Here is a 15,195-nt window from a genome sequence, read left to right as displayed (position 1 = left end):
GTTTTCACTCTTGGCAAGTGAAAGATTGCATTGCACCTTGCTCGCGAGTGGCCAAGTACCGGTTGAGAGTCTTCGACGTCGCAAGCCAAGCCCTTGTTCAATGGCGGAGCCCAGGTGAGTGAACGGTGCGGGTACAGATCTCGTAGTTCCAGTGGGGTTTGAGCAAGCAAGCCCAGCGCGGCTGACCTTGCTCAGATCAGGCCCAGACCCACAAGCTTCTGCTTTGGCTGGAGATTCGCGCCGGCTTTGTCTCCGAGCTCACCTTGCATGGCCACGGTTTCAGCGGCGGGGTCCTCGCATTCACCGCGCAGAAGCGGCCCTGGAGTACACGGTCAGCCTCATACAATCTTGCGCGAGACAAAAAGCAGCAGCAGCTCGCTTGAGTTTGCAGAACAAGCAAGAAGACATGACGTTGATCATGTCCAGCTTGTCGCCGGGCACTTTGTTAAAGCGAGTGCAGATCTATGAGGGGCTCGCACCGTGGGGTGCTAGAGCCATGCAGAGGGAGTTGAAGAGAGATGAAGACCAACAAGAAGTTCCTGGCCGCAATCGGCCTGGGCATGGGTATGGCCTTGGCCGCGCTGCAGAGCGCACAAGCGGCCCTGCAAGGGCGTGATCTCGACCCAGCCAAAGCTGGCTTCGAGGCTTACTACGACACCGAACTGAACATCAGCTGGCTGGCTGATTTCGGTGCGGTCCGCAGCTTCGAGGCCGATGGTCGCCTGAGCTGGGACGGTGCCCAAAGCTGGATCGCCCAGCTCAACACCCAATCGCTTTACGGCTTCGACAACTGGCGTTTGCCCAAGGTCACGCCGGTCAACGGCCAGGCTTTCCGCTACGGCAACAGCAACAACGGCAGCACCGACTACGGTGTGGCCGCCACCGGCCAAGGCTGGGGCAAGGCCTCAGAAATGGGCCACCTCTACTATGTGACCCTGGGCAACAAGGGCTATTGCACGCCGACCCCGGCCGGCAATGACGCTTGCGCTATCCAGCCGGGCTGGGAGCAGAAAGACTTCGGCCCCTTCACCGGCCTGTCGACCTTTGTGTTCTGGTCTGGCACCGAGCTGCCGAACCGCCCGAACCAGGCCTGGTACTTCTATGCCTACTACGGCAATCAGTACTACCAGACCAAGGACCAGCAGTACTCGGCCCTGGCCGTGCGCGACGGCGATGTGCTTTCGCAGCCGGTGCCTGAGCCGACCAGTGCGCTGCTGATGCTCGGCGGACTGCTGGCCTTGGCTGCCGCCGTACGGCGCAAGTCGGTGTTGCGCTGATCATCGCCACAGCCAGGTCCGGCCGACACCGGCCTGGCCTCGCTCGCAGACCCGCGCGGGCCCTGTTTACTTGATGGACGTGAACCGCCCCTCAAACTGATCGTTCGAGCGGTGCAGCGTCTCGACGCCGGGCTTCATGGCCCAGGGACGCACCTGGTGGTGCAGGGGGATGAACAGGTGCTCGTCGCGCAGGCGCAGCAAGGCCGCGCGGATCTGGGCATTGCGCTTGGCCACATCGGGCTCGAACTTGATCTGCTGGATCAGGGCATCGAGCTTGGCATCGCTGACCTTGCCGAAATTGAAGTTGCCGTCGGCGCCGCTGCTGCGGGTGTGGCCCCAGGCCTGCATGCCGTAGAGCGCGTCGTAGGTGGAGATGCCCCAGCCCAGCATGAAGAAGGGCGACTCGAAGCGCTGGAAGGTCTGGCTGTGGGTGACAAAGGGCAGGGTGATCAGGCGCACCTTGACGCCGATCCTGGCCCACATGGCCACCGCCGCCTGGCAGATCTGTTCGTCGTTGACATAGCGGTTGTTCGGGCAGTTCAGCGGCACCTCGAAACCCTGCGGATAGCCGGCCTCGGCCAGCAGCTTGCGCGCGCGCTCGACATCGGGCTTGAGGGGCGCATCGAGCGCGGCGTCGTGGCCGTTCACACCCGGCGGAATCATCAGGGCCGCCGGCACCGACAGGCCGCGCATGATGCTGCGCTTGATGGCTTCCCGGTCCAGGGCCAGGTTGAGCGCCTCGCGCACGCGCCGGTCCTTGAAGGGGTTCTTGCCCTTGACCGAGGAGTCCCGCAGCTCGTCGCTGCCCTGGTCCATGACGAAGAAGATGGTCCGCACCTCGGGGCCTTCGATCAGTTTGACCTTGCCCTCTTCCTTGAGCTTGAGAAAGTCGGCCGGCGGCAGGTCGGTGACGATGTCCACATCGCCGGAGAGCAGGGCCGCCACGCGCGTCGGCGCCGATTTGATGGGCAGGTAGCTCAGCTCGGTCACATTGCCCTTGTTGCTGTCCCACCAGTCCTTGTTGGCCACCAGGCTGACCTTCTGGTCGGGCTGCCAGCCCACCAGCTTGTAGGGCCCGGTGCCCATGGCATTGCGCGAGGCGAAGTTCTCGTCCTTGGACTTGTAGTCGGAGATGCTCTCGGCCTTGTTCTTGCTCGCCCAGGCCTTGCTCATGATGGAGAAGTTGCTGAGGTTGGTCAGCAGCATGGGCGTGGGCGCTTCGAGGATCAGGTCCACGGTGTGGCTGTTGATCTTCTTGATCTCCTTGATGCCCGAGACGTAGGTCTGCTTGGTGCCCAGGGGCTGGCGGATGCGCTCGAAGCTGAACAGCAGGTCGTCGGCCGTGAAGGCGCTGCCGTCATGGAACTTGACGCCCTGGCGCAGCTCGAAGCGCACCTGGGAGGGCGTGATGTAGGTCCATTTGGTGGCCAGCGACGGTTCGACCTGGTACTTGGCATCCAGGCGGGTCAGGCCTTCGTAGATGTGGGCGCCGATGGTGTTGGAGGTGTTGTGGTCCTGTGAGTGGGGATCCAGCGTCAGGATGTCGTTCTGGGCCGCCCAGCGCAGGGCGGCGGCTTGGGCGGGCACGCTGGTGGCGGCCGAGAGGCCCAGCGCTACGGCGAGCAAGCTGGCCTTGAAGAATTGGCGGCTCATCGTCGGTTGCTCCTGGGTCCCTGGGAAGGAATCGATGCTAACGAGGGCCGCGCGCTGCGGGCTAGTGGCTTGCCCGCATGCAGCGTTGCAGCAGCACGGCACCAGATCGACAGGTCATTGTTCGGTCACGGCAATGTCCCGGGCTAGGTCCCGGGCTCCCGTGGCCCTGCTCAAGTAGACGATCAGCCGCTTTACCATCCAGGACCCCGAGGCCTTCGTCCCTTGCTATGAACATCATTTCCCCGATGCGAGTTTGGTTCGCCGAACTGCTTCGGCGCCGCCCGTCTGTCGGCATTGCCGCCTTGGCCGTCTTGCTCTTGCTGTCGGCCAGCCTCGGGCATGAAGGCCTGCGCGTGCCGCAGATGTTGCTGCTTGCGCTGCCCGGCCTGATCTGGCTGCGCTGGCCGGTGCGCAGCCCGTCCTGGCGGCGGCTGCGCTTGTTCGGTGTGGCGCTGCTGCTCGGGGTTTTTCTGCTCGATGGCTTCTTGCGTGCTTATCTGCGCCAGCGTTATGCGGCCGTGCCGGACAGCACCCTGGTGCTCACTGCTGCAGCCAATACCAGCCCGCGCGAGGCCCTGGAGTACCTGATGGCGCAGGGGGCTCAATGGTGGCCGGCTCTGGTGGCGCTTTTGCTGGCGCTGGGCTTGCTGCTCGGCCTGGTGCGCCTGGCCAGCCAGCAGCCGCCCCGCCCGCTGGGGACCGGCTCGCGTTGGCTGTGGCTGGGCCTGCTGCTGCTGTGCTTCGTGGCCCATGCCAGCAAGCCCTGGCGGCGCCATCACCCGGCGGCCTTCTGGCCACATTGGGCGGTGTCGGTCGAGACCTTGCGCATGAACTGGTCTGACCAGAGCCGCCAGCGTGAGTTCCTGCTGGAACAGGCCCGGGCCTCGGGCGTGCGCGCCCTGGGCGCTGAGTCTTCGACGGTGGTGCTGGTGCTGACCGACAGTGTCAACCGAGACAATATGAGCTTGTATGGCTATCAGCGCGAGACCACTCCGCAGTTGCAGGCCTTGAGCCGTGAAGAGGGCGCGCGATTGCTGGTGCTGCCCCACGCTTGGTCGGTGCAGGCCACGACGGTGGCGGCGCTCGACGGCTTGTTCAGCTTCGGCGGCAGCATGGCGGCACAGCCTGGCTCGGCGGCGCCTGCGCCGGGTCACATCCTGGCTTTGGCCCGCGCGGCCGGCTACCGCGTCTGGTGGATGAGCAACCATGACGACCTCGCCATCGAGCAGCAGCATGCCCAACTGGCCGACACCGTCGAGATGATCAATCGCGAGCCAGGGCGCTCTTCATCCATGCTGGATGGCGAGCTGCTGGACTCCCTGGAGGAGGCTTTGGCCGATCGTTCCGCGCCGCGCAAGCTGATCGTGCTCCATCTGCTCGGCGCGCACCCGCATTACCGCTTGCGAGCGCCCGAGGCGCTGCGGCCTTTCGAGCAGGGCGGCGATGCGGTGGAGCGCGAGATGCAGCGTCAGCAGCGTCCCGTCTGGTTGCGCGAACAGCGGCAGGACTATGACGCAGTCATTCACTACCACGACGGGGTGGTTGCCGAGACCTTGCGAATGCTCAAACGCCATGTGCCGGCAGGCGGCGAGGCCGCCTGGATGTATCTGTCGGACCATGGGCAGGAGGTCGGCCACCGCATCGATCACGCCGGCCACAGCCCAGGCACAGAAGCGGGCTATCGGATCCCGGCCATGCTGTGGCGCACGCCCTTAGCCTTTGCCCCGGGCAGCGGTCAGCAGCCTTTTCGGGCCGATTGGACGGGCTGGACCCTGGCCGAGCTCCTGCGCATCGAATGGCCGGGCATGGAGCCGGCACGCAATGTGTTCGACCCGCGCTATCGCTGGGAGGCACCGCAGCTGCCGATCGGCGAGGTGGACTTCGCGCGCTGACTGCGCGGGCCGTGGGCGGCCCCCTTGGCGCAGAGCCATATGGCGATCTGCTCAGCGGTGAACATGGGGGTCACGACGCCCCACCTGGGCCCTTCAATGCCGTTTCGGGTGGGGGCGGGCATCCCATGGAGCCAAGTCCGCAGCATTCTTGATCGGAGCTCGTGCCGGGCGGCTCCGGGCACGCGATGTCTGTTGTCGCTCCAGCGCCCGCCCGGCCGCCGCCTTCAACAGCTTCTGGAATGACGGGCACTGCGCATGGCTGGGTGCCGGGCAGGCGGCGGCATGGCGCAGGCCCGCGCTCATCGCGCGCAGTTGCCGTATCGTGCGGTCCAGCTCGTCGGCCTTGGCCGTCAGCAGGCCTCGGTCGATCTTCGGGCCGGGCCCCGATGCGCCATGGGTCAGCATGGCGCCGATCTCGTCCAATGAAAAACCGGCAGCCTGGCCCAGGGCGATCAGGGCCAACTGGTCCAGCACCGTGGCCGCGAACCTGCGGCGGGCGCCTTCTTCGCTGCCTGCCAGCGAGCGAATCAGGCCCCGGCGTTCGTAGTAGCGCAGGGCCGAGGCGGCCACACCGCTGCGCCTCGCCACTTCGGCGATGTCCAGGATTGTCTCCATCTGCTCAATCTCCCGCTTGACTTGAAGTTGACTTCAACTTCTATAGTGACTGCAACAGTCCCCGAACGTCAAGCCTCAGCAGGAGATCACCATGTCTTGGATGCCCGATAGTGCCCCCGCAATCGCCGCCTCAGCCCACCCCACCCTGGCCGCGGCCCTGATCGGCGTTGCCGCCACCGCCTTCTTCGACGCCTGGCTGTTGCTGCTCAACAAGCTGCTGCGTGTGCCGACGGCCAGCTTCGGCCTGATCGGCCGCTGGCTGGGCCATATGGCGCGCGGCCGCTTTGCTCATACGGCCATCGCCCGTGCCGAGCCCGTGCGCCATGAGCTGGCCCTGGGTTGGCTGCTGCACTACGCCGTGGGTCTTGGCTTCGCCGCCGGCCTGCTGGCCTGGCAGGGCCCGGCCTGGCTGCAGCGGCCCAGCCTGGGGCCGGCCCTGGCTTTCGGCATGGCCACGGTGCTGATGCCGCTGTGCCTGATGCAGCCGGCCCTGGGCGCCGGCTTCTTTGCCCGCAAAACCGCCACGCCGCTGAAGAACTGCCTGCGCAGCCTGGCCAACCATCTGGTGTTCGGCCTTGGGCTCTACCTCGCGACCCTGGCCTTGGCGCCTCTGATGCGCTGAGCCGGCGCAGCTGGCGCAGCGCACCCGCGCGGCCGCCAGCAATCCACCTTTTGTTCCCTTCCGTTGGCGCCCGGACTTCGCGCCGGCGGAGCCTTGCCTGCCTGTTCGCCTGAAGTCCTTGTTGTCTCAACTGGAGCACCCCCCTCATGAAACCCAGAACCCTCGCCATCGTCTATCACAGCGCCCACGGCCACACCGAGCACATCGCGCGCCACATCCTGCTGGGCGCCGAGAGCGTGCCCGGGGTCCAGGCGCAGCTGCTGAAGGCCGAAGACCTGACCCTGAAACCGGCCGAGCTGCTCGCCTTTGATGGCCTGATCTTTGGCTCGCCCACCTACCTCGGCGGCGTGTCCGGGGTCTTCAAGACCTTCATGGACGCCACCGGCCGCATGTGGAGCCAGCAGGCGCTCAAGGGCCGCCTGGCAGCCGGCTTCACCGTGTCCTCCCTGCCGGCGGGAGACAAGCAATCGACCCTGCTGTCGATGTTCGTGTTCAGCATGCAGCACGGCATGCTCTGGGTCGGCAACCCCATCTTGCCCGAGCAGCATGCCGGCGTGCCCTATGAGCAAGCGGCCAACCGCCTCGGCTCCTGGTCCGGCCTGATGGCGCAAGCCGAGCACGGCGCCCCGGCCGAAGCGATGGCGCCCGGCGACATCAAGACCGCTCGCATGTTCGGCGCTCACTTCGCCCAAAGCCTGCTGCGCGTGGGCAGCCCGCAAGCCGACACCGCCGCAGCGGCAGCGGCAGCGGCCCTGACCGCCCGCGCCTCATGAGCGCCGCCCGCAGCGCAGCCCAGAAACTCGCGCCCTTGCTGTTCGGCCTCATCCTCTCGGGCCTGATGTCCTTGCTGGTCTCGGCCGTGGCGACCTTGCGCGCGCTCGGCCCTGGCCCTGGCTTCTTCACCCATTGGCTGGGCGCTTGGTGGCCGGCCTGGCTGATCGCCTTCCCAGCTGTGTTGCTGCTGGCGCCGCTGACGCGCCGCCTGGTTCAGCGCTTGCTGGCCGAGCCCGGCCCTTGAAGCCGCTATGGCGGCGCTGAGTCGCGGCTGGGAATCGCGACTTTCATCACGACTTGCTCCTGGCTCCCCTGTTTTCACCCGCAGGCGCGGGGGGCACAGGGGGCCAGGTCGCAGCCAACAATGAAGTCCAGCCCGAGTACAGGCAATCGCCTCACCCGGCCCCTCCCAACGCAGCATCGCGGACCTCATCATCATGAACAGCAAGAACGCTCTCTCCGCCCTGGCCCTCGGCATCGCATCGCTGAGCGCGTTGCTGCCCCTGAGCGCCTCGGCCGACGCCGTGATCGTCAACCCTCTGGCTGGCAGCATCCACTGGAACTCGCTGGGTGAAGGCTCCACCACCAGCTATGGCCAGACCTTCAAAGTGGCGGACGCGAGCAACACGCGGCTCGATTCCTTCAGTTTCTGGCTGAAGAGCAGTTTGGGTACCTCGCGACTGCGCGCCTATGTGGCCGAGTGGGGTGGCAGCGGCATCGTCGGCCCGAACCTGTTCGCGGGCACGGAGTTCTCGGGCGTTTACAACAACTTCACCGAGATCGCCGTCAACACTGGTGGCCTGAACCTGGACGCCAGCAAGCAGTACGTGGCCTACTTCAGCGCCGCCGGTCTCTTCGATGGCCAGGGCGACGGTGTCTTCATGGGCACGAGCAATTTCCAGAACAACTATGCCAACGGCAGCTTCGTCTACGACAACAGCGGCAGCGCCGCGGCCGGTGCCAATTGGGCCGGCTGCCACAGCGATTGCCCCGATGTCGCCTTCCGCCTGGCTTTCAATCAGTCGAGCGGCGCCCAGGTGCCCGAGCCAGCCAGCTTCGCCCTGACTGGCATCGCCCTGCTTGGCATGCTGGCCGCACGCCGCCGCAAGGGCCACGCAGCTCGCTGAGCGTGCCAGCGGTTTCGGCCGCCGAACTCAGATCCGCGCGGGCCCGGCCCGCATTCGATCGCCGCCAGCCCTCGGGTGCTGAGCGGCGATTTTCATTTCCTTCTGCACCATGCCGCGCCGCTAGCGCCTCTGCAAGCGCAGCTTCAGGGGCTGGCTGGGCCGCAAGGTGATGTCCAAGCGAGGGCTGGGTGCTGGCAGCCCTGGCACCGGGTGCAGGCGGTAGTGCTGCAGGATCAAGGCGCCGATCACCATCATCTCGGTGCTGGCGAAATGGCTGCCCAGGCAGACGCGCGGGCCGGCGCCGAAGGGCAGGTAGGCACCGCGCGGGATCTCGCCATGGCCGCTGTCCGGGTCAAAGCGCTCGGGGCGGAAGGCCTCGGGCTCCTGGAACCAGCGCGGGTCCCGCTGCGTCAGGGCCGGGGTCAGGCGGACCATGGCGCCGGGCGGGATCTCGCAGCCGGCCACGCGCAAGGGCGTGGCCGCGACGCGGGTGATCAGGGCCGCGCCGGGCGGGTAGAGCCGCAAGGTCTCCTTGATGCTGCGGTTCAGGCGTGGCAGCCGGGGCAGATCGGCCGCTGTCGGTGCGCGCCCGGCCAGCACCTGGTCCAGTTCCTCGGCAATCGCTTGCTGCTCCTGCGGATGGCTGGCCATGCACCAGCCCCACCAGGTGAGTGCGGCTGCCGTGGTCTCGTGGCCGGCCAGAAAGGTGGTCATGCACTCGTCGCGCAGGCCGTGTTCGTCAAAGCCGCGGCCCTCGGCATCGCGCGCTTGCATCATCATGGCGAGCAGGTCGTCGTGCGGCGCGTCGTCCTCGCGCCGGCGCGCCAGCTCTCGGCGGATGAAACCATCCAGCGTCGCCAGGGCGCGCCGCTTGGGCGCTTTCCAGGGCGCCCACAGCGGGCTGCTGACCGGCCAGTAAAACTCGCCCATGGCCACCACGCTGAGCACATGCACAGCCTCGGCGGCAGCGCGACCCTGGGCTTCGTCGCTGCGCGAGAACAGGCTGCGCAGAATGAGCTCCATGGTCAGCTGGGTCATGGCAGCCTCGAAGCCGAAGGCCTCGCGGCCGGAGCCATCCCAGCGTTGCAGAGCTTGCTGTCCGGCGCTCACCATCAGCGGCAGCAGCGCGTCTACCCGCTTGGGCGCAAAGCCCGGCTGCAGCATCTGGCGCTGGCGCTTCCAGGCGGGGCCTTCAGCCACCAGCACGCTCTGGCCGTGGGCCGAGGCAAAGATCTCGGTCGCGCGCGGCCAGCGCAGCAGGCCCTCGTGCGATTGCACCAGCAACTCGCGCACATGCTCGGGGTTCACAAAGCTGAAGTCCCGGTAGAGCAGCAAGCGCTGCTGCACCACATCGCCCCAGCGCCGGTGCCAGCCTTGCACCGTGCCGAGGTAATCCTGGCGCAGGGCGCGCAGCTGCAGAAAACCGATGCCGCGCGGGCCGGAAGCGCCGGGCTTGCTTGAGGCGGCTTGAGGGTGATTTGCCTTGCCGGCGTCGGCAGGAAGTTGGGTGGTGCTGTGCTCGTCCATGCGGCGCATCATGGCCAGGCCCAGTGAGCGCGTCTTGAACGAAATCGACATGAGGCGGTTCTTGTGCGGAGGGCGTGCAGGTACCTGCTGGCGCGCTGCCTACACTTCCGCCATGCCCTCCGACCGCCACCCCGACGCCGTTGCCCGCTTGCTGGTGCCCAGCCTGGCCCTGGCCGGCTGCGTGCGGGCCTGCCTGTGGCGTGACACCACCGGAGTGGCTGCCCCGCTCAGCGCGGCCCAGCGCGACAGCCATTTCGCGGCCAGCCCCTTGTGCGGCCTGACCTGGACGCTGCAGGGCGGCGGCTGGGAGGTGGAGGCACAAGGCCAGTTGCGGCCCATCCAACACCGCGCCTTGCTCGGCGGTCCGCGCAGCCGGCCGGCGCATTTCCGCTCCGAGGCTGGCATCCGCAGCTTCATGGTGGCCCTGCAGCCCGAGGCCTTGCATGTCTTGACCGGGCTGGACCTTGCCGCCCTGCTGGACCGTTATGTGCCCATCGAAAACGTTCTGCCTGGCGATGACTGGCGCCAGCTCAATACCCAGATGCTGGCCGCGCAGGACGAGCAGCAGTGCATGGCGCTGCTGGAGGCCTTTTTCCTGCCGCGCTGGCGGGCCTTGCAGCAGGAGCGTGCCACCGCGCCCGAGCGCGGCCGCTACCGCGACTGGATGCAACACCTGGCCCTGCGCGCGATAGCCGGCGGCCATGGCGCCAGCCTACGGCAGATCGAGCGGCGCATCAAGCAATGGAGCGGTCAGAGCCTTCGCGCTCTGCGCGGCATCAGCCGGGCCGAGGCCACCTTCTTCCAGGTGCGCCGCGAGATGGAGGCCGGTGAGGTGGTCTGGAGCGCCCTGGCCCAGGACGCGGGCTACACCGACCAGGCCCATCTTTGCCGCGAAACCCGCCGCGTCACCGGCTTCAGCCCCGAAGAGCTGCGCCGGCGCATTGAAGAGGACGAGGCTTTCTGGCCTTACCGCATCTGGGCCTGAGCGGCGCCTGCCTGGCCCCCGGTTTCGGCACGCCAGCACGTACCGTCTTCCTCGCTGCAAAAAGAGGCCAACAGGGCCGTGTCCAGGGCCTGCCCCGGCAAGGGCAGCTCTTCGTTGGGCCAGCGCTTGACCAGATGGCCGTTGGCCACGCCTCCGGCATGGAGCTCCTGGTAGGCGCGGCGGTGCTGCATGGTCAGGCCGCCATTGGCATTGGCGATGATGCGGCTCTCGCCCGGCTGCCAGGGCTCGAAGTAAGCGTCCGCCAGGCGGTCCACTTCGCGGAAGTAGGCGCGTGCGCCTTCGGCGTCCAGCTTGCGGCGCACGGTACGGGTGATCTGGCCTTGCAGCTGGTCCAGCGTCTCATAACTCATGGTTTGCACGGCGGCTGGAGAGAGATCGCGGTCTTGCATCAGCGCCTGCAGCGCGGGCGCCGCTTTCAGCTCTTCGGACAAGGCCTGCACCATGGCCGCCACCACCGCATGGTGGGGCGCCACGGCCGTGGCGATGGAGCGGGTCTGCGGCTGGTAGGGGCAGCGGATCTCGACAAAGCGCGGCTTGGTCGGGCCCGAGCATCCGTCGTGGTGGTAGTACTCGCCCTGGCTCAGCCGGCCCTTGCTGGAGCGGCCGCGCACATCGCGGTAGCTTGGGTGCCGGCTGTCCAGATTCAAGCAGACCACCAGGCCGGTGGCATCGGCCAGCTGGAAGAACGGTTCGCGCCACTCGGGCTGCAGCAGGATCTCGTGCAGATAGTCACTGGGCGCGATCGCCGCGCCTGCTTCAGGCGGCGCCAGTCCCTCGATCACCAGCACAAAAGGCTTGGGCCGGCGCACGCGCCATGCCCGGCCGGCGAAATCGAGGGTGGAATGGGTAGACATAGGAGGGCAAGAGTGGCGAAGCGCCACGAATTCTAGGCGCCCGGCCTGCATCGGCGGCAGGGCGGATCGCTGCGTGCAAGCCGCTCGTGCAGGCGCTGCCGCAAGTTGAATCTTGGCATGTGGCGTGACGGCATGCGGGCCCACTACACTGAGGGCGGGCTTCTAAGTACACCTTCACTGCAACATCCATCATGACTGTATGGGCGCAACACGGCAGTTTCTCTTTGTGCTGGCAAGGTGACGTTCTTGTGGCCCGATATGGCGGGACATGGAATGACATCGCCTCGCGCAATCTGCATCAAGAAGCCCGAAAATTGTGGGCGGAGCGCGGTCTGCAAGCCGATGGCCAAGCCAAGCCTTGGGGGCTTTTGAGCGACGCCTTGGAATGGGAGGGTGGCACGCCCGAGGCCTTGCAACTGTGGTGGAGTTTTTTCGAGGACTGCGTCCGTCATGGCATGGTGGCAGTCACCGATGTGCTGCCCACGCAATTCCACGAAGCCATGGTCAGGTCGCTGGCTGAACGTGCCGGTCAATTGGCGCGTTACCAACTGAGCCCGTCCTTTGATGCGGGCATGGTGTGGCTGGCACAGCAGGGCCTGCATGGCCAGAGTGGCGCGGCCGACTGAGTGCCGCCCACAGTCACACGGGTCATGCCGGTGCGAATCGGTCACACCCCTGCTCTTCGCCACTCCCCCGCCGTCGCCCCCAGATCCGCCCGCAGGCTGCGGCTCAAGTGGCTGGCGCTGGCGTAGCCACATCGGGCGGCGACCTCGGCCAAGCTCAGCTTGGGGCGCTCGCGCAGCAGGGCTTGCGCGCGGGCGCTGCGGCGCTGGCTGATCCAGCCGTGCACGCTGCAGCCCAGGCTGTGGCGGAACATGCGGGCAAAGTGGAACTCGGAGAGGTTGGCTTCGGCCGCCAGTTCGGCCAGGCTCAGGCCCTCGGTCTGGCCCGCCGCCAACTGGGTCTCGATCTGCTCCAGCACGCGCCGGCGCGCGGCCGGGGCCAGGCCGCCCTTGGCCAGATGCAGGGCGCGTTCTCGCGCATGGGGCTGGGCGGCCATCAGCACCAAGCGGTCCAAAGCGGCTTCGCTGAGCTGATGGGCCTGCAGGCGTTGTGAGGTGTCACCCCAGTCGAGCGCGCTGACCTGGCGGGCCCAGTCGGCCAGGGCTGGGTCCTGGCCGAAGAAGCGCGGCGCCAGGGTGTAGGCGCGCGGCTCGGCGTCGAGCAGGCGGACGATGCGCTGCGCCCAGGCGCTGTCGGACAGATACAGGTGCACAAAGCGCAGCGGGCCGGCAATTTGCCACTGCGACTCATGGTCGGCCGGCAGGATGCAAAAGGTGCCCGGCTGGCCGTGCGCGGCATCGAGTGGGCTGCGTTCGCCGACCACGCGCACATCCTGGCCGCCTTGCAAATAGACCGACAAGGTGTGGTGACCGGGGCGGTTGTAGCCAGTGTGGTCCTCGCAGTTGCGCCACTGGGCCAGGCGCAAGGTGCCGCCCAGTTCCGCCTGGCGCTCCAGCTGCGCGCGCGACTGACTCAGCACCGCGAACACCTGGGGCGGTGGGGCGGTGCCGGCAGCAGGGCTTGGCGGGGCGAGGTCTCTGGACATGGCGCGATTTTCGGCGGCGCGGGCTTGCAGTGCCCGCCGCCGCGCGCAAAAAGCGCAGGAATGTGCAATCCCCGGCAGGGCGTGGCCGGCATGCTCTGGCCCTGATTCCGAGGAGCCGATTTCGTGAATGCAATGCTGTACGCCCTGGTGGTGCTGATCTGGGGCACGACCTGGATTGCCCTGAAGTGGCAGCTGGGCGTGGTGCCCATCCCCTTGTCGATTGCCTACCGCTTCGGCCTGGCCGCCCTGATTCTGTTCGCCTGGTTGGCCTGGCGAGGCCAGCTGCAGCGGCCACGCGGTCGTGCGGGCTTGTGGGTGCTGGGCCAGGGCCTGTGCCTGTTTTGCTTCAACTTCGTCTGCTTTCTCAATGCCAGCGCCTTGATCCACAGCGGCCTGGTGGCCGTGGTGTTCTCCAGCTCCACGCTCTGGAACGCGCTGCTGGTTCGCCTGATCCATGGCCGGCGCCTGGCGCCCCAGGTGCTGGCCGGCGGCGCGCTCGGCCTGGGGGGCTTGCTGCTGCTGTTCTGGCCCGAGATCAGCGCCCACGGCGCCAGTGCCAGCACCTTGCAAGGCCTGGCCTGGGCGCTCGGCGGCACGCTGTGTTTTTCGACCGGCAATCTGCTTTCGGCCGCCTTGCAGGGCCAGGGCCTGAAGCCGGCGCAGACCAATGCCTGGGGCATGTTGGTCGGCACCCTGCTGCTGCTCAGCTACTGCCTGCTGCAGGGCGTGCCCTTTGCCTACGAGCCGGGTTGGCGCTACAGCAGCGCGCTGCTCTATCTGGCGATCCCGGGCTCGGTGATCGGCTTCACCGCCTACCTGACCCTGGTCGGCCGCCTCGGCCCTGAGCGCGCGGCCTACAGCACGGTGCTGTTCCCGGTGGTGGCGCTCAATGTCTCGGCCCTGTTCGAGGGCTACCGCTGGACGCTGCCGGCGCTGCTGGGCCTGGCCTGCGTGATGGCGGGCAATGTGCTGGTCTTTCGCAAGAAGCCTGTCTTGCCCAATATGCCCTCGAAAGCCGGGCCATCTTCTGCTGGATTCAAGGGCATCCAGGGCTAGGATGGGCCCAGGCGGCCGCTGACCTGGGGGGCAGGCGGCCTGGGAGGGCCCTTCATGATTCAAGCATCGTCCACCTGGGCTCTGCACCAGTTGGAAGTCGAGAAGTCTGGCTTGGCCGGGCGCTTGCGCAGCCTGCACGGCATCATCCAGGCGCGCTTTCCTGCCATCAGCCGCATGGCGCTGGCGCTGTACGACCCGGTCAGCGATGCGCTCAAGACCTTTGCCAGCAGCAATGAAGATGGCGAGGCGCTGCAGCGTTATGAGGCGCGGCTCTCTGAGGTGCCTTCGCTGCTGCAGCTGAAGAACGAGCGCCGTACCCGGGTGGTGCAGGACATCGAGGCCAGCTTTTCCCACCCCACCGCGCACACGGCCTGGCTGCGCGGCCAGCAGTACCGCAGCAGCTACACCCTGCCCATCTTCAGCGGCCATGAGCTGGCGGCTTTTCTGTTCTTCGATGCCAAGGAGGTGAATGCCTTCGGGCCCGAGGTCACGGGTTTTCTGGACATCTTTGCCGACATCGTCAGCCAGCTCTACCTGCTGCGCCTGGCCGCGGTGAACACCCTGGTGGGCGCGGTGGACATCGCCACCGGCCTGGCCCGGATCCGCGATGTCGAGACCGGCCTGCATCTGGAACGCATGGCGTCTTATGCCCGCCTGGTCGCCAAATCCCTGGCACCCAGCCATGGGCTCAGCGACGAGCAGGTCGAGTATGTCCACCTGTTCGCGCCCCTGCATGACATCGGCAAGGTCGGCATTCCGGATCGCATCTTGCTCAAGCCCGGCCGCCTGGACGCCGAGGAGTACGCGCACATGAAGCGCCATGTGCAGATCGGGCTTGAGCTGGTCGAGCACATCTTGGCCGACCTCGGCCTGCAGGACGACCCGATGGCGCGAACCATGCGCGAGGTGGTGGGCGGTCACCATGAGCGTGGCGACGGTTCGGGCTATCCCCTGGGCCTGCGCATGGCGGAGATTCCGCTGGTGGCGCGCATCGTCGCTGTGGCCGATGTCTATGACGCACTGTCCACCGAGCGGCCTTACAAGCCGCGCTGGAGCGAGGCCGACTGCCTGGCCGAGCTGCAGCGCGAAGTGGCGGCGGGCCGGCTGGACGCTGACTGCGTCGCGGCCCTGGTCGCCGCCGAGGCGGCGCGCGCCGACATCCGCCGCCGCCTCGCCGATTGAC

Annotated in this window: 15 protein-coding genes; 10 read left to right on the top strand and 5 right to left on the bottom strand. The window is 67.2% G+C overall.

Annotation, left to right across the window (positions count from 1 at the left end):
* Positions 1-518: 518 nt before the first annotated feature.
* Entirely contained in the window at positions 519-1,277 is a 759-nt protein-coding gene (locus ACQY39_RS02950) for a DUF1566 domain-containing protein (RefSeq protein ID WP_428503402.1), read from the top strand.
* 66 nt (positions 1,278-1,343) lie between these two features.
* Here the strand turns inward: ACQY39_RS02950 and ACQY39_RS02945 are convergent, their stop codons facing one another.
* A complete protein-coding gene (locus ACQY39_RS02945; RefSeq protein WP_428503401.1) occupies positions 1,344-2,930 on the bottom strand; it encodes an ABC transporter substrate-binding protein in 1,587 nt (528 codons plus the stop codon).
* A 227-nt stretch (positions 2,931-3,157) separates the two neighbouring features.
* Here ACQY39_RS02945 and ACQY39_RS02940 point away from each other — a divergent pair, with 227 nt between their 5' ends.
* On the top strand, positions 3,158-4,822 hold the full coding sequence (locus ACQY39_RS02940; protein ID WP_428503400.1) for a sulfatase-like hydrolase/transferase: 1,665 nt from the start codon (positions 3,158-3,160) through the stop codon (positions 4,820-4,822).
* 93 nt (positions 4,823-4,915) lie between these two features.
* Here the strand turns inward: ACQY39_RS02940 and ACQY39_RS02935 are convergent, their stop codons facing one another.
* On the bottom strand, positions 4,916-5,425 hold the full coding sequence (locus tag ACQY39_RS02935) for a helix-turn-helix domain-containing protein (RefSeq protein ID WP_428510712.1): 510 nt from the start codon (positions 5,423-5,425) through the stop codon (positions 4,916-4,918).
* A 112-nt stretch (positions 5,426-5,537) separates the two neighbouring features.
* Between ACQY39_RS02935 and ACQY39_RS02930 the strand changes: the two genes are divergently transcribed.
* From ACQY39_RS02930 to ACQY39_RS02915, 4 genes are all read left to right on the top strand, one after another.
* Entirely contained in the window at positions 5,538-6,059 is a 522-nt protein-coding gene (locus tag ACQY39_RS02930) for a DUF2938 domain-containing protein (protein WP_428510710.1), read from the top strand.
* 146 nt (positions 6,060-6,205) lie between these two features.
* A complete protein-coding gene (locus tag ACQY39_RS02925) occupies positions 6,206-6,832 on the top strand; it encodes a flavodoxin family protein (protein ID WP_428503399.1) in 627 nt (208 codons plus the stop codon).
* The gene (locus tag ACQY39_RS02920; protein ID WP_428503398.1) at positions 6,829-7,077 is read left to right on the top strand and encodes a DUF2798 domain-containing protein; all 249 of its coding nucleotides are present in this window, start codon (positions 6,829-6,831) and stop codon (positions 7,075-7,077) included. The genes ACQY39_RS02925 and ACQY39_RS02920 overlap by 4 nt, the downstream gene beginning before the upstream one ends.
* Before the next feature lie 193 nt (positions 7,078-7,270).
* Positions 7,271-7,960 carry a PEP-CTERM sorting domain-containing protein gene (locus ACQY39_RS02915; protein ID WP_428503397.1) on the top strand — a complete coding sequence of 230 codons (690 nt, stop codon included), beginning with the start codon at positions 7,271-7,273 and terminating at the stop codon, positions 7,958-7,960.
* 120 nt (positions 7,961-8,080) lie between these two features.
* On the opposite strand, the gene ACQY39_RS02910 is transcribed toward ACQY39_RS02915, so the two are convergent.
* Positions 8,081-9,538, bottom strand: a complete 1,458-nt coding sequence (locus ACQY39_RS02910) for a cytochrome P450 (RefSeq protein ID WP_428503396.1) — start codon at positions 9,536-9,538, stop codon at positions 8,081-8,083.
* A 61-nt stretch (positions 9,539-9,599) separates the two neighbouring features.
* Between ACQY39_RS02910 and ACQY39_RS02905 the strand changes: the two genes are divergently transcribed.
* Positions 9,600-10,472 carry a helix-turn-helix domain-containing protein gene (locus ACQY39_RS02905; protein ID WP_428503395.1) on the top strand — a complete coding sequence of 291 codons (873 nt, stop codon included), beginning with the start codon at positions 9,600-9,602 and terminating at the stop codon, positions 10,470-10,472.
* Here ACQY39_RS02905 and ACQY39_RS02900 read toward each other — a convergent pair.
* A complete protein-coding gene (locus tag ACQY39_RS02900; RefSeq protein ID WP_428503394.1) occupies positions 10,454-11,347 on the bottom strand; it encodes a hypothetical protein in 894 nt (297 codons plus the stop codon). The genes ACQY39_RS02905 and ACQY39_RS02900 overlap by 19 nt on opposite strands.
* Positions 11,348-11,661: 314 nt before the next feature.
* Here ACQY39_RS02900 and ACQY39_RS02895 point away from each other — a divergent pair, with 314 nt between their 5' ends.
* Positions 11,662-11,973, top strand: a complete 312-nt coding sequence (locus tag ACQY39_RS02895) for a hypothetical protein (RefSeq protein ID WP_428503393.1) — start codon at positions 11,662-11,664, stop codon at positions 11,971-11,973.
* 41 nt (positions 11,974-12,014) lie between these two features.
* On the opposite strand, the gene ACQY39_RS02890 is transcribed toward ACQY39_RS02895, so the two are convergent.
* Complete coding sequence (locus ACQY39_RS02890) at positions 12,015-12,956, bottom strand: helix-turn-helix domain-containing protein (protein ID WP_428503392.1); 942 nt, start codon at positions 12,954-12,956, stop codon at positions 12,015-12,017.
* A gap of 132 nt (positions 12,957-13,088) precedes the next feature.
* Between ACQY39_RS02890 and ACQY39_RS02885 the strand changes: the two genes are divergently transcribed.
* Both ACQY39_RS02885 and ACQY39_RS02880 read left to right on the top strand, forming a co-directional pair.
* On the top strand, positions 13,089-14,012 hold the full coding sequence (locus tag ACQY39_RS02885; protein WP_428510708.1) for a DMT family transporter: 924 nt from the start codon (positions 13,089-13,091) through the stop codon (positions 14,010-14,012).
* Positions 14,013-14,066: 54 nt separating this feature from the next.
* Complete coding sequence (locus ACQY39_RS02880; protein WP_428503391.1) at positions 14,067-15,194, top strand: HD-GYP domain-containing protein; 1,128 nt, start codon at positions 14,067-14,069, stop codon at positions 15,192-15,194.
* The last annotated feature ends 1 nt before the right edge of the window (position 15,195 follow it).

Origin of the sequence: Roseateles sp. (genome assembly GCF_965262435.1) — a bacterium.
Lineage (GTDB): Bacteria > Pseudomonadota > Gammaproteobacteria > Burkholderiales > Burkholderiaceae_C > Paucibacter_A.
This window is presented reverse-complemented; position numbering and strand designations above follow the sequence as displayed.

Bases quoted from the DNA above. Each gene is read 5' to 3' on its own strand.
- ACQY39_RS02945 (WP_428503401.1), bottom strand. From the start codon at position 2,930: ATGAGCCGCCAATTCTTCAAGGCCAGCTTGCTCGCCGTAGCGCTGGGC.
- ACQY39_RS02930 (WP_428510710.1), top strand. From the start codon at position 5,538: ATGCCCGATAGTGCCCCCGCAATCGCCGCCTCAGCCCACCCCACCCTG.
- ACQY39_RS02905 (WP_428503395.1), top strand. From the start codon at position 9,600: ATGCCCTCCGACCGCCACCCCGACGCCGTTGCCCGCTTGCTGGTGCCC.
- ACQY39_RS02890 (WP_428503392.1), bottom strand. From the start codon at position 12,956: ATGTCCAGAGACCTCGCCCCGCCAAGCCCTGCTGCCGGCACCGCCCCA.
- ACQY39_RS02910 (WP_428503396.1), bottom strand. From the start codon at position 9,538: ATGTCGATTTCGTTCAAGACGCGCTCACTGGGCCTGGCCATGATGCGC.
- ACQY39_RS02900 (WP_428503394.1), bottom strand. From the start codon at position 11,347: ATGTCTACCCATTCCACCCTCGATTTCGCCGGCCGGGCATGGCGCGTG.
- ACQY39_RS02925 (WP_428503399.1), top strand. From the start codon at position 6,206: ATGAAACCCAGAACCCTCGCCATCGTCTATCACAGCGCCCACGGCCAC.
- ACQY39_RS02950 (WP_428503402.1), top strand. From the start codon at position 519: ATGAAGACCAACAAGAAGTTCCTGGCCGCAATCGGCCTGGGCATGGGT.
- ACQY39_RS02885 (WP_428510708.1), top strand. From the start codon at position 13,089: ATGCTGTACGCCCTGGTGGTGCTGATCTGGGGCACGACCTGGATTGCC.
- ACQY39_RS02940 (WP_428503400.1), top strand. From the start codon at position 3,158: ATGAACATCATTTCCCCGATGCGAGTTTGGTTCGCCGAACTGCTTCGG.
- ACQY39_RS02920 (WP_428503398.1), top strand. From the start codon at position 6,829: ATGAGCGCCGCCCGCAGCGCAGCCCAGAAACTCGCGCCCTTGCTGTTC.
- ACQY39_RS02915 (WP_428503397.1), top strand. From the start codon at position 7,271: ATGAACAGCAAGAACGCTCTCTCCGCCCTGGCCCTCGGCATCGCATCG.
- ACQY39_RS02880 (WP_428503391.1), top strand. From the start codon at position 14,067: ATGATTCAAGCATCGTCCACCTGGGCTCTGCACCAGTTGGAAGTCGAG.